Genomic DNA, 12,825 nt, shown 5'->3' with positions numbered 1-12,825 from the left:
GTCAGTGCGCGGCGGCAGGTTCGGCGGATGGCGCGGCGGTACCGCCACGCCCCTCGCCGCCACCGGTGCCGCCGCCGATGATCGCGGTCTGGAAATCGACCTCGGTCAGCAGGAAGTCGCGCCTGGCCTCGATGGCGGCCATGGTGCTGGTGATGCGCTCGCGCGCCGTCGTCAGCAGCTCGAAGACGTCGATCAGCATGCCGTTGTAGCGCAGCAGCGCTTCGTCCGAGACGATCTTGCGCAGCGGCAGCACGCTCTGCTGATACTGCCGCGCGATGTCATAGGACCCACGGTATGTCTGGTACGCCGTGCGCGCCTCGGAGCGGACGTTGACCGCCTTCTCCGCCAACCGGTTCAATGCGCGCATGTAGGTCTCGCGCGCCCGGCGCATGCTGGTCTCGCCGCCATCGAAGATCGGGATCTCGATATCGACGCCCGGTCCGAGCCGCCGCCCCCGCTCGGTACCCTCGGGCGTTCGGCTGCGCTCGAAAGTGCCGAGCCCGCCTAGCTCCAGCAACGATATGTACCGCGTCGCCTCGGTCAGTCCGGCGGCCTTGGCCGTCGCGTCCAGTTCGCGGCGCGCCATCAGCACGTCGACCCGGCGGCTGATCGCGTCCGCCTCGACATCCGTCACGGCGCTGATGGTGCGCGGCAATGGCGGCAAGGTGGCCGGCAGCTTGAAGGCAAGATCGTTGCCCCACAGGCCGAGTAGCCGGATCAGCGCCTCACGATCGCTGCGCGCGCGCAGGCGCGCCTGCGCCAGCTGTACGCCGACCTCGGCATTGAAGGCGCCGGCGCGCGCCTGGTCGAGCTTGTTGGCGCTGCCGGTCTCACCCAGCTTGCGCATCAGGTCGGCGGCGGCATCGGCCGACGCCCGCGCCTGGGTCAGGAAGCTCGCCAGCTCCTGCGACGCGACGGCACGGATATAGGCGCGCCGGGTTTCGGCGGCGAGGCGAAAGCTCGTCTCGACCGCCCGGTACTGCGCCTGGTTGAACTCCTGTGCCGCGATCGCGGTGCGCGCCGGCAGCGTGAACAGCGCCAGGATGTTCAGCACGATGCTGGCCTCGATCTCGACCGTGCCTTTGCCGGCCGTGCGCGCCAGCGACACGATCGGATTGGGTGGCAGGCTGGCGGCGACGTAATCAGCCTCGGAAATGCCGAGGTCGTTGTAGGCCGCCTGCAAGCCACGATTGTTGAGCAGCGCGATCTGCACCGCGCCCTCGATATCGAGTGGCGCTGCCAGCAACGCATCGATGCGTTCGCGCGCGGCGCGCGCGTCAGCCGCGTTGGTGATTTTCACCACGTCCTTGCCGATCGCGGTGCGCGTCTTGTCCTGCACGACGGACATGCCGCCGTCAGGCGTGAATGAGGCGCATCCCGAAAGCAGGACGGCGCCCAGCACCGCCGCGATGGTCCGTGAGGTACACCAGCTGATCACGGCGTCCTCCGGGCACCGGGCGCGACGCGATCGTTGAGATCGCGCCATGGCTTGGGCTTGACGGGTCGGTAGTCGGCGGTGCCGGCGGTCACCGGCACATATGCGGGCGCGCTGACCGATACGGTTGGATCGGCGGGGTCGGCGCCGGTCTGCGGCGTCGGCAAGGGGCTGGCGCAACCGGCCAGCCCGATGGCGGCGGCAGCCAATACAGTCGTCTTCATGCTATCCTCGGATCCGAACACCCGGACGTCACGCATCCGGCGCGTTGGATAATGTGATCCTGCGGCGTGTGGGACTTCAGCCTGGTGCGATCATGCGCACGCGGCTGAAAACGCGGCGCTCGGCTGCGAGGACGACAGCGAAGAAGAAGATGCGGGCGTCGTCAGCCGATCGGCGCGACGCGAAACTTGGGCGGTCGATCCAGACGCGTGACGAAGGCAGCCACGACACCGTGGAGGATCGGGCGGTCGCTGGTGGCATGGACCGCCGGCGTCCACAAACCGGTCAGCGCCGGCGATGGCAGAGCCGGCACGCACATCGCCACACAACACGCCATGGAACCGGCCTTGTGATCGCCACTCGGATCATTGCCAGGATCCGTGGCAGCCGGCGTGACGGGTCCAGGCATCGACACAGCGGCCTGTCCATCATGACCGTCGCAGCCGTGTCCCACGCCCATCGTCGCAGGCGTCTGCATGCGGTGGGTACTATGCGCCGTCACGGGCGTCACGTAGGCCACGATCGCGAGCCACGCCAACAGCACATGGAGGAAGCGCCGGCAACCAGTCATGGTACGCAACCTAATGATCGCCGATTGCGTCCGCAAGAAGGCTGTTCATCTTCCGGGATGCAAGGTCAGGCGGCCGGCTGCGGTTCATAGCCGGCACCGCGGATCGCGTCGGCCAACCGCGCTGGCTCGACGTTGCTGCGGATCGAGACTTCCTTGGCCCGAACATCAACGCTGACGCTGGCCTGGGGATCGATGCCCTTCACGGCCCGTTCGATGGCCGCAGCGCAGTGGCCACATGACATCGAGGGTACGGTGTAGCGAAGCATGGTGTACTCCTATGAGACGCGGTTGGTGTCGCGGTGAATGTGGGGCTTCCCACCATGGGAAGGTCAAGCCCTCCATTCACGGCGCGCGGTGCGGCGTTCCACCTCATCCGGCCCCTGCGCACGTTCTTGCTTTCTGATCGGAAAAGCCCTACCAAGCGCCCGGTCATTGGGGAGTAGCCGACCTCTTCGAGAGGGGCTTGCGTCAACAGACTTGGCGACCGCGAGGTCACCATGGCGCGAGCGGCGGACGCCGGAAACGGCACGCTTAGCGAGACCTTTGGCATCGGTATCCGACACCCGGGCTGGGCGGCGGATGCTGATGTCCATTGTGTCTCACCCGCGCTCGGCCCCCGGATTCCTTCATGTACGCGTTTCTCACCTCGACCGGTGTCGTCGCCGTTTCCGAAATCGGTGACAAGACGCAGCTGCTGGCGCTGGTGCTGGCTTGCCGGTTTCGTCAGCCGGTTCCGATCATCCTCGGCATCTTCGTGGCGACCCTCGCCAATCACGCGCTGGCGGCGCTCGCCGGCGAATGGATCGGCACGGCGCTGGATCCCACCACCTTGCGCTGGGCACTGGGCGCCTTGTTCCTGGCGATTGCCGTGTGGGCACTGATTCCCGACAAACTCGACGACGCCGGCAGCAACAGTGCCTATGCCGGCAGCGCCTTCATCGCCACCACCATCGCCTTCTTCCTGGCCGAGATCGGCGACAAGACACAGATCGCCACGGCGGCGCTGGCGGCGCAGTTCAGCGCGCTGCTGCCGGTGGTGATCGGCACGACACTCGGCATGATGCTCGCCAACGTCCCTGCCGTCCTGATCGCCGACCGCTTCGCTCACCGCATCAACCTGAAATACGTACGCTGGGCCGCTGCCGCGATCTTCGCCACGCTCGGCGTGCTGTCGCTATCGGGCGTGTCGATCATGTGATTCCCTTTGGACCGTGGGCGTCCACGCCCGCATCGGCGCGCTAGCGCCGAAAGCCTTCGCTCTTCGCTTCGCTGCGAGCGAATGCGCGCGTGGACGCGCGCGGTCCAAAATCACACGACGTCAGCAGGCGCCAGCCGGCAGGGATGGTCGGGATCACCGGCCTCGATCTGGAAGGTCGCGTGGTGGATGCCGAAGCGCTCGCGCACCTCGCGGCCGGCGCGCGCGAGCAGCCCGTCGTCGAGCGCAGCACCAGGCCGCACCAGATGCGCCGTCATCGCCACCTCGGTCGTGCTCATCGCCCAGATGTGCAGGTCGTGGACTTCCGTGACACCCGGCAGCGCACCGAGATAGGTCTCGACCGCCTGACGGTCGACGGACTCGGGCACCGCATCGAGTGCGAGGTTGAGCGAGTCGCGCAGCAGCGACCAGGTGCCGATGGTGATCACCAGCGCAATGGCCAGACTGACCACCGGATCGAGCCAGCTCCACCCCGTCATCATGATCAGCACACCGGCGATCACCACCCCCAACGACACACCGGCGTCGGCGAGCATGTGCAGGTAGGCGCCTTTGATGTTGAGGTCGCCCTTGCGGCCGGACATGAACATCAATGCCGTCACCGCGTTGATGACGATGCCGATGGTGGCAACCACGATCACCGTGCCGCCCGCGATCGGCTCGGGTTTGCCGAAGCGATGGACCGCCTCCCAGACGATGCCGCCGACGGCGACCAGCAGCAGCGCAGCGTTGGTCAGCGAGGCAAGGATCGAACTGCGCTTCATCCCGTAGGTGCGCTTCGCCGTCGGACGCCTCTGTGCCAGCAGCGCGGCGCCCCAGGCCAGCACCAGGCTCAGCACGTCGCTGAGGTTGTGGCCGGCGTCCGCCAGCAGCGCGAGCGAATTGGCGAGGACACCGTACACCGCCTCGACCACGACGAAGACCAGGTTGAGCACGATGCCGACGGCGAAGGCACGATTGTAGTTGGCCGGACCATGGGCGTGACCGTGGCCATGCGCATGGCCATGACCGTGGGCATGGCTGTGGCCCTTGTGGTTGCCGCCATGATCGTGATCGTGGTGCGCGTGCGCGGCCATCTTTGTCGTTCCTGCACCAGTGTTATAACGTTACGTACAATTGCTCACTTGAATAGTTGTTTGATAGATGGACGCAACGACCACCCTTGTCAACAAAATGCGGCGCGGCGCCCGTCAAGGGCGCCGTGCTTCCTGTAGTACAAAATTTATGGGCTGTGCGGCACTAGCCGCCGTTCTGTTGCATCTTCTCGATCCGATCGTATTCCCGGTACTCGTCCCAGGCATGGGGCTGGCTCCGGGGATCGGGCTTGTCGACGAACACCTTCAAATAGGTCTGCCGGTCGTGGACATGGCAGTCGCCCCCTCCCGCCGGCTGGGCACTGCATGACGGATGTCCATCGGTGGCGTGCGCTGACTGAGGCGTCATGATCTGCGCCTGAGCCGATGCCAGCGCCAGGGCACCCGTCATCACCATGGTGCCAATGATCACGAGACTCTTCATCGGAAACTCCTCTCACTTGCTGCCACCCGGCCGACGGCCTGGGTGATGCGGCAAGATGTGGAAGGAGCGCGTGACGGGCGTGTCTCTCCCCTGTAACAAAATGTTTCGACACGATGACCTGCCATCACAACGGCGTCATCCCGGGCACGGCCAGGATGACGGCAGTGCTTCTACCGCTCGGCCTGGGCCGGCGCGCCGAGTTCGAGCAGCGCATCGCGGGCCGCAACATGGCCGCGCTTGGCGGCGCGCGCGAAATCGGTGACCGCGTCCTGCAGGCGCCCCTGCCCATGATGGGCGATCGCGCGGTTGAAATAGGCCACGGCCAGGTCCGGATTGATGCCGATTGCCGCATCATAGTCGGCGATGCCCTTGTCGACGTGCCCCGTGGCCTGATGCATCAGGCCACGCATGACGTAAGCCTCGGCGAACGCCGGATCGGCGCCCACGGCCGCCGTATAGTCGGCCAGCGCGCTGTAGTGGTCGCGCATCGCCCGGTAGGCGTTGCCGCGCTCGTAGTGAGCCACGGCCAGTGCCCTGCCCTCCAGCCTTGCGTTCCTGATCTTGAACGTGCCGGCATGGACGGCGATCCACGCCTTGTCGGCATCATCGCGCCAGGCCCCGGCTGGTGCCGCCCCATCAGCCGGCTGCGGCTGCGGCAGCGACGACGCCGACGAAATCGCCGCGGCCAGGACGACGACGGCGCACGAGCACCCCAGCAGCACCTGAAGCCACGAGGCCCGGGCGGCGGCAAGCGGATACCATTCTTTCCAGACACGACGAGCGTGCCGCTCGATCACGGACTGGCTCATGGGGAACTCCCTCGGCGCCGCGCTGTCGGCGGCAAGTGCCGGGCGCAAGATGCTGGGAGGTGGTCCCTCACGCGTCATCCATTCGAATGAGAACACCCAAAATCGTCCGTGAGAACACGCGCGATGGCAGCGAACACGGGAATAACCGGGTCCCGTCGTCGGTCCAGCAACAGGACGATCGCGGCAACGGCCTGCCGCGCGCCATGACGGCCGTCCTGGGTTGATCCAGTTGTTGAAAACATAGCGATAGTTGCATTGCTGCATTGGACAAAATCGCAGGCATACGCTAAATGTTCGTTAGTCGGATAAATGCATCGCTAGATCAATCAAAGTCCGGCTCTTGGGGGAGTTGGTACCGATGTCCACGCGTTCGCGTCTGCACGCCTGGTTGCAGTCGTCCACCTTTCTATCAATCGGTTTGATTGCACTGGCAGCGGCCTCCTCGCCCACGCGGGCGCAGACGGCCTGGACCGGGACCACGTCAAGCGACTGGTTCGACGCCGGCAACTGGACCCCGGCCGCAGTACCAAATGCCGGGACCGTCGTGCTCGACACGACAACACCGAGCCCGACCATCATCGCCGGCGCACCGGCGACAGCGGGCACTGTCATCGTCGGCGATACGGCCTCAGGGCAACTCACCCTCGGTGAGGGCGGCACGTTGACGGCCGGATCCGTCATCATCGCCAACCAGGCCGGTTCGACCGGTACCCTGACCATCGGTGGCACAGCTCCGGTCGGCCAGCTCAATACCACGACCGTCACCTTCGGTGCCGGCACCGGCACGATCAATATCAACCACACCGCCTTCGTGCCCTACACTCTCGCCGCGCAGATCAGCGGCAACGGTGCGGTGACGGTGCAGGCTGGTTTCACATTCTCACCTCCTGTCACCATCTTTACGGCCGACAACACGTATACCGGCGGCACGACGATCAATGGTGCCGTATTGCACCTGGGCAACGGCGGCACGACGGGCTCGATTGTCGGCGACGTGGTCCTGGCAAGCACGCTCCCCTTCGCCACGGGCACGCTCTCGATCAATCGATCCGACACCCTGACGCTGAACGGCAACATTTCTGGTATCGGTTTGATCACCCAGGTTGGCACCGGCACGACGGTGCTGACAGGCAACAACACCTATCAGGGCAACACCAACATCTTCAACGGTACTCTTGTTGCCGGCAGCGACACGGCGTTGGGCCTCAGTATCGTCAATATCGCCGGCGGCACGCTCGGCTACGCCGACGGCGTCACGATCAACAACCAGGTCGCTGGATCTTTTGCGCCGGGCGCCGTGAATCTCGGCGTCGCCAGCGGCACCGCCACGCAAGCGGGCGAGATCACGACGTTCGCCGGCCCGGTCGTTAAGGTCGGCGCCGGCACCTTGGTTCTGACCGCCGACAGCACCAATGTCGCCGGCGTCACGATCGATGCGGGGCGTCTGCAGTTCGGCGCTGGCGGAACAACCGGCTCGATCACCGCGAACATCACCAACAACAGTGTCCTGGCGTTCAACCGCTCTGACACGTTTACGTTCGCCAACGACATCACCGGCAACGGTGCCGTCGAGCAGAACGGCAGCGGCACCACGATTTTCACAGGCACCAACACCTATTCCGGCGGCACCACGATCAACGCCGGCACGTTGCAGCTCGGCAACGGCGGCATCACCGGATCCATCGTCGGCAACGTGACCAATAACGGCACGCTGGCGTTCAACCGCAGCGATGATGTGACGTTCGCTGGCGTGATCTCCGGCAACGGCACCGTCGACGTTCGGTCCGGTAACGTCAGCGTCACGGCCGACAACACCTACACCGGCGGCACCACCATCCGCGGCGGTGCGCTGCTGGCGCTCGGCGATGGTGGCGCCAGCGGCGCAATCGCCGGCAATGTCGTCCTCGATGGCGGCGGCCTCGCGTTCAACCGGTCCGATGCCGTGACGTTCGTTGGCGCGATTTCTGGGACAGGCATCGTCATACAGGTCGGTAGCGGCACGACGATCCTGGCGGGCAACAACACCTACACCGGCAATACCCAGATTTTCTTCGGCACCCTGGTGGCCGGCACGAGTTCAGCGCTCGGTACAGGCCTGGTTCTGATCAATGGTGGCGCGACACTCGGATATGCCGATGGCATTACCATCACGAACCAGATCGGCTCATTGGCGGGCCTGGGCGCCTCGATCACCCTCGAGGTCGCTACCGGAACGGCCACGCAGGCCGGAACCATCACGCCGCCGTTCTTTGGTGGGCTGGTCAAGAGCGGTGCTGGCACCCTGGTGGTGACATCGGACAATATCTTCCCCTTATCCAGCACCACGATCAGTGCCGGCCGGCTTCAACTGGGCGATGGCAACACCACCGGTTCGATCGTTAGCGATATCGTCAACAACAGCATCCTGGCCTTCAATCGCTCCGATACCGTGACGTTCGCCAACACGATATCCGGCACCGGCGTCGTCGAGCAGAATGGCACCGGGACCACGGTGCTGACCGGCGCCAATTCGTATCTTGGCGGCACGATCATCAACGCCGGCACGCTGTCGGTATCCAGCGACGCCAATCTCGGTGATCCCAATGGCGGCATCACCTTCAACGGCGGTACGCTGCAGAACACCGCCGCGTTCACAACGATGCGCGCTATCACGCTCAACGCCGCGGGTGGTACCTTCCAGACCGACACCGACCTCGAAATCGGCGGCGACATCACCGGCGATGGCGGCCTGACCAAGACCGGCACCGCGACCCTGACGCTGACCGGCAACAACAATTTCGACGGCCCCACGATCATCAATGCCGGCACCTTGCTGGCAGCGACGTCCACGGCGCTCTCGCCGCTGTCGGCCATCACCGTCAATGCCGGCGCCGCCCTGGAGGTTCTCGACGGTGGCATCTTTGCCGGCGCTGGCTCGCTGGCCGGCGACGGTTTGGTCGTGATCGGCACGGGCTCGATACTGGTCGTTGGCCTGAACGACCAGAGCACCACGTTCTCCGGTTCGATCAACGGCAATGGCTCCTTCGAAAAGGAAGGAGCTGGTACATTGACGCTGACCGGCACCAGCAGCATCGGCGGCATACTGAGCGTCTGCTGTGGTACGCTCGACATCAACGGTGGCTCGTTCACCGCAGGCCTCACGGACATCGGCTTCGGCACGCTCGCCATCACCAACGGCGGCCGGCTGCAGACCGGTGACCTGCTCAACAGCGCCAATCTGTTGATTACCGGCCCCGGCTCCGTCGCCACGGCCAGCGGCGACACTGTGATCGGCGCGTTCGACATCGCCACGGCAACGATCAGCAACGGCGGCAGGCTGGAGAGCCTGGGCGATGCCTTCATCGGCATGGCCTCTACCATCACCGTAACCGGCACTGGCTCGGCCTGGACGATCGCTGGCGGGCTGGGAATCGGCGATCCCTTTGGCGGCCCTGGTGCGCTGACGGTCGCCGACGGTGCCGTCGTTACCGTCACCGGCCCGACGATCATCGATGCGAGCGGCATCCTCTTTCTCGGCGACGGCGCCCTGGCCGGCAGCATCGTGACACCGCTGATCATCAACGACGGCCAGATCGTTGCCAACTTCACCGACACGCTGGTCCTTGCCGTGCCCATCGACGGCGGCGGCGCGCTGTTCCAGACCGGCGCCGGCACCCTGATCCTGACCGGCGACAACACCTACACCGGCGGCACCTCGATCACCGCCGGCCGGCTGCAATTGGGCAACGGCGGGACCACCGGTTCGATCGTCGGCGACGTCGCCAACGACGCCATCCTCGCCTTCAACCGGTCCGACGCCGTCACCTTCGCCGGTGTGATCTCCGGCACCGGCAGTGTCGAGCACAACGGGACGGGTACCACAACCTTGACCGGCGCCAACACCTACAGTGGCGGCACGGTGCTGAACGCGGGCACGCTGTCGGTGTCGGCCGATACCAATCTCGGCAGTGCCAGCGGCGGCCTGACCTTCAACAGCGGTACCCTGCAGAACACCGCCGCCTTCGTGACGGCGCGCAACGTCACGCTCAATGCCGCCGGCGGCACGTTCCAGACCGATGCCGATCTCACCGTCGGCGGCGTGATCAGCGGGACCGGCGGCCTCACCAAGACCGGCACGGCCACGCTGATCCTCACCGGCAACAACACCTACGCCGGCACGACGACCATCACCGCCGGCACCCTGCAGCTCGGCAACGGCGGCACCACGGGGTCGATCGCAGGCGATGTGGTCAACAACGCCGTGCTGGCCTTCAACCGGTCGGACACGCTGATCGTCGGCGGCGCCATTTCCGGCACCGGCGTCGTTCAACAGAACGGCACCGGCACCACGGCCCTGACCGGTGCCAACACCCATAGCGGCGGCACCACGATCAACGCCGGCACCCTGCAGCTGGGCAACGGCGGCACCACCGGCTCCATCACCGGCAACGTGACCAACAACGGCGCGCTGGCGTTCAACCGCTCCAACACGCTCACCGTCGACGGCGTCATTTCGGGCACCGGCACGGTGCAGCAGAACGGTACCGGCACAACGGTACTGACCGGCACCAGCACCTATACGGGTGGCACCACCGTCAACGCCGGGCGCCTGATCGTGAACGGCACGATCGCCAGCACGGTGGCGGTCAACGGCGGCGTCCTGGGCGGCAGCGGCACGGTGGGTGGCATCACCGCCAACAGCGGCGGCACGGTGTCGCCGGGCAACTCCGTGGGCACGATCAACGTCGCCGGCGACGTCGCCTTCGCGGCCGGCTCGACCTATCTGGTGGAGATCGACGCGGCCAACAATGCCGACCGCATCGTCGCCACCGGCATCGCGACCTTGAGCGGCGGCACGGTGCAGGTGCAAAAGACCGGCACCTACACGGCCGGCACACGCCATACCATCCTCTCCGCCAACGGTGGCGTGAACGGCACGTTCGGCGGCCTGACCACGACAGGCACCAGCCTGCCGCTGATCGACCTGCTGCTGAGCTACGATCCCACCAACGTCTATCTCGATGTCACGCGCAACGCCGTGACGTTCTGCGGCATCGCGGCCACCGGCAACCAGTGCGCCACGGGCACGGGCACCGAGAGCCTGGGCGCCGGCAACGCCATCTACGACGCGATCGCCAACCTGCCTGACGCCGCCAGCATCCGCCGCGCCTTCGATCTGCTGTCGGGCGAGATCCATGCCAGCACCGCCGCGACCATGGTCGGGCAATCCCAGTACCTGCGCGACGCCGTGATCGGCCGCGTGCGGCAGTCATACGGCGCCGCCGGGCCGGCGACCGCATTGGCGCCGGAAGGCAAGGTCATGGCGTTCGCCGGCACGGCGCCGGGCGTCATTCCCGACGCCACGCCGGCCGATGCCGCCGCCCGCCTGTTCGCACAAGCCCCGGCTGCGCCCGCAACCGGCGACACCGTCATCGCCGCCTGGACACAGGGCATCGGCGCCTGGAGCAAGCGCAGCGGCGACGGCAACGCCGGCACCTTGAACGGCTCGCTGGGTGGGTTCCTGATCGGTGTCGATGCCACGTTCGAGCGCACCTGGCGCGTCGGGCTGGCCGCGGGCTACACGCGCGCCTCGTTCGACGTCGACAGCCGCGCCTCCTCCGGCCACAGCGACAACGTCCATGTCGCCCTCTATGGCGGCGGCCAGCTCGGTGCGCTGGGTCTGCGTGCCGGCGCCAGCCTCACCTGGCACGCCATCGACACCACGCGCCGTGTCGCCTTCCCGGGCGTCGCCGACCGGCTGAAGGCGGACTACAACGCCCGCACGACCCAGATCTTCGGCGAAGCCGGCTACGCCCTGTCGTTCGATCGCGTTTCCGTCGAGCCCTTCGCCGGCCTCGCCTACGTCAACTACCGCAGCGACCGCATCAACGAGACCGGCGGCGCGGCCGCGCTGACCGGCCGCCGCCAGGCCTTCGACATGGGATTCAGCACCCTGGGCCTGCGCGCCGCGGCAACGGTGACGGCGCCGTCCGACACGACTGTCGCGACCGTGCGCGGCACGCTGGGCTGGCGCCATGCCTTCGGCGACGTGACACCGGAACAGCGCCTGGCCTTCCGCACCGGCAGCGACCCCTTCACCGTCGTCGGCGTGCCGATCGCGCGTGACAGCCTGCTCGTCGAGGCCGGCCTCGACGTCGACGTGACGAACTACGCCAGGTTCGGCCTCACCTACAGCGGCCAGTTCGCCACCAAGGCCCGTGACCACGCCGTCAAGGGCAGCCTGACGCTGCGCTTCTAGCCTGAGAGTGCGGGCGTCCCGCCCGCCATCTCCGGTGAAAGCTTCGCGGCGCCCGCACGCGCCGTACCAAGAGATAAGCGGGCGGGACGGCCGCGCTCCCAGGGCGTTTGCAACGGCCGGATCAATTCGACGCCATGGACGTTGCGCAGAGGTGTGGCACGCATCGCAGCGTGCCGATCAGCCTTTGGGAGCGTCTCATGCCACAGAAACGGACCATTGAAAAAGCACGGCGCGATCAGCGCGCCGGCAAGTCGCCCACGACGCAAGCCGGCGAGTTCGTCCATGAGGAAGTTCACAAGATCCGCCGCGGCGCGCATGGCGCCCGTTCGGCCAAGCAGGCCATTGCCATCGGCCTGTCCGAAGCGCGGCGGGCCGGCGTCGACCTGCCCCCACCGCGACAGGGTGAGGCCAAATCGAGCACCCGCCGCAGCGCCCGCTATGCCTACGAGGTGGGCCAGGGCAAGCGCAAACCGCGGCGGCGGCCGCGCGTCGCGCGTGCGGTGAAAAAGGTACTGAAGCGTGAGCCGCGCAGCACCGCTTCACGCGCCGCATTGTCACGGCAGACTCGCAGCGCCGCGCGTCAGCGGACGGCTTCGCAGCGAACTGCCGCCGCCCGCAAGGCCGTACGCACGAAGGGCGCCGCCGGGCGCAGCGCCGCGGCGCGCAAGGGTGCGCGCACGCGCAAGCGGCGGGCAGCCTGATACTGCATGGGCAAGCGAAGACCGCCGCACCGGGGGGAGAGGCAGTGCGGCGGTCGACCTCGCTGGGAGGCTGGCGCCGGGAGTTGGAATGCAGCGCCATCCTGCTGACGCAGGA

At 66.7% G+C, this 12,825-nt stretch carries 10 protein-coding genes and 1 riboswitch; of the genes, 3 read left to right on the top strand and 7 right to left on the bottom strand.

The annotated features are described in order from the left end of the window. Position 1 precedes the first annotated feature (1 nt). The 4 genes from FQU96_RS14225 to FQU96_RS14210 all read right to left on the bottom strand — a co-directional run bounded on the left by FQU96_RS14225 (position 2) and on the right by FQU96_RS14210 (position 2,494). Positions 2–1,438 carry a TolC family protein gene (locus FQU96_RS14225; protein WP_255468175.1) on the bottom strand — a complete coding sequence of 479 codons (1,437 nt, stop codon included), beginning with the start codon at positions 1,436–1,438 and terminating at the stop codon, positions 2–4. After that, positions 1,435–1,659 (bottom strand): hypothetical protein, encoded by a 225-nt coding sequence (locus FQU96_RS14220; protein WP_146541933.1) that lies wholly within the window; start codon positions 1,657–1,659, stop codon positions 1,435–1,437. Before FQU96_RS14220 ends, FQU96_RS14225 begins: the two co-directional genes overlap by 4 nt. Positions 1,660–1,820: 161 nt before the next feature. Beyond that, positions 1,821–2,228: a hypothetical protein gene (locus FQU96_RS14215; RefSeq protein WP_146541932.1), complete on the bottom strand. Its 408-nt coding sequence runs from the start codon at positions 2,226–2,228 to the stop codon at positions 1,821–1,823. 65 nt (positions 2,229–2,293) lie between these two features. After that, a complete protein-coding gene (locus FQU96_RS14210; protein WP_146541931.1) occupies positions 2,294–2,494 on the bottom strand; it encodes a heavy-metal-associated domain-containing protein in 201 nt (66 codons plus the stop codon). A 156-nt stretch (positions 2,495–2,650) separates the two neighbouring features. Then, a riboswitch (yybP-ykoY riboswitch) is annotated at positions 2,651–2,789 on the top strand. Positions 2,790–2,856: 67 nt separating this feature from the next. Here FQU96_RS14210 and FQU96_RS14205 point away from each other — a divergent pair. Then, entirely contained in the window at positions 2,857–3,426 is a 570-nt protein-coding gene (locus FQU96_RS14205) for a TMEM165/GDT1 family protein (RefSeq protein WP_146541930.1), read from the top strand. A gap of 110 nt (positions 3,427–3,536) precedes the next feature. On the opposite strand, the gene FQU96_RS14200 is transcribed toward FQU96_RS14205, so the two are convergent. The 3 genes from FQU96_RS14200 to FQU96_RS14190 form a co-directional block, all read right to left on the bottom strand. Then, the gene (locus tag FQU96_RS14200) at positions 3,537–4,520 is read right to left on the bottom strand and encodes a cation diffusion facilitator family transporter (protein WP_146541929.1); all 984 of its coding nucleotides are present in this window, start codon (positions 4,518–4,520) and stop codon (positions 3,537–3,539) included. 163 nt (positions 4,521–4,683) lie between these two features. Continuing rightward, positions 4,684–4,962, bottom strand: coding sequence for a hypothetical protein (locus tag FQU96_RS14195; protein ID WP_146541928.1), 279 nt, complete (start codon positions 4,960–4,962; stop codon positions 4,684–4,686). Between the two features lie 170 nt (positions 4,963–5,132). After that, a complete protein-coding gene (locus tag FQU96_RS14190) occupies positions 5,133–5,771 on the bottom strand; it encodes a tetratricopeptide repeat protein (protein ID WP_178130506.1) in 639 nt (212 codons plus the stop codon). Positions 5,772–6,129: 358 nt separating this feature from the next. Here FQU96_RS14190 and FQU96_RS14185 point away from each other — a divergent pair, with 358 nt between their 5' ends. Beyond that, a complete protein-coding gene (locus FQU96_RS14185) occupies positions 6,130–12,009 on the top strand; it encodes an autotransporter-associated beta strand repeat-containing protein (RefSeq protein WP_146541926.1) in 5,880 nt (1,959 codons plus the stop codon). Positions 12,010–12,206: 197 nt separating this feature from the next. Then, complete coding sequence (locus FQU96_RS14180) at positions 12,207–12,710, top strand: DUF6496 domain-containing protein (RefSeq protein WP_146541925.1); 504 nt, start codon at positions 12,207–12,209, stop codon at positions 12,708–12,710. Positions 12,711–12,825: the final 115 nt, after the last annotated feature.

Origin of the sequence: Reyranella sp. CPCC 100927 (assembly GCF_007859315.1) — a bacterium.
Classification (GTDB): Bacteria; Pseudomonadota; Alphaproteobacteria; order Reyranellales; family Reyranellaceae; genus Vineibacter.
Note: the sequence above shows the minus strand (reverse complement) of the source record. Positions and strands in the feature narration are given on the sequence as shown.

Excerpts from the sequence above, each read along its gene's own strand:
- FQU96_RS14220 (WP_146541933.1), bottom strand. The coding sequence starts at position 1,659 with ATGAAGACGACTGTATTGGCTGCCGCCGCCATCGGGCTGGCCGGTTGC.
- FQU96_RS14215 (WP_146541932.1), bottom strand. The coding sequence starts at position 2,228 with ATGACTGGTTGCCGGCGCTTCCTCCATGTGCTGTTGGCGTGGCTCGCG.
- FQU96_RS14210 (WP_146541931.1), bottom strand. The coding sequence starts at position 2,494 with ATGCTTCGCTACACCGTACCCTCGATGTCATGTGGCCACTGCGCTGCG.
- FQU96_RS14205 (WP_146541930.1), top strand. The coding sequence starts at position 2,857 with ATGTACGCGTTTCTCACCTCGACCGGTGTCGTCGCCGTTTCCGAAATC.
- FQU96_RS14200 (WP_146541929.1), bottom strand. The coding sequence starts at position 4,520 with ATGGCCGCGCACGCGCACCACGATCACGATCATGGCGGCAACCACAAG.
- FQU96_RS14195 (WP_146541928.1), bottom strand. The coding sequence starts at position 4,962 with ATGAAGAGTCTCGTGATCATTGGCACCATGGTGATGACGGGTGCCCTG.
- FQU96_RS14190 (WP_178130506.1), bottom strand. The coding sequence starts at position 5,771 with ATGAGCCAGTCCGTGATCGAGCGGCACGCTCGTCGTGTCTGGAAAGAA.
- FQU96_RS14185 (WP_146541926.1), top strand. The coding sequence starts at position 6,130 with ATGTCCACGCGTTCGCGTCTGCACGCCTGGTTGCAGTCGTCCACCTTT.
- FQU96_RS14180 (WP_146541925.1), top strand. The coding sequence starts at position 12,207 with ATGCCACAGAAACGGACCATTGAAAAAGCACGGCGCGATCAGCGCGCC.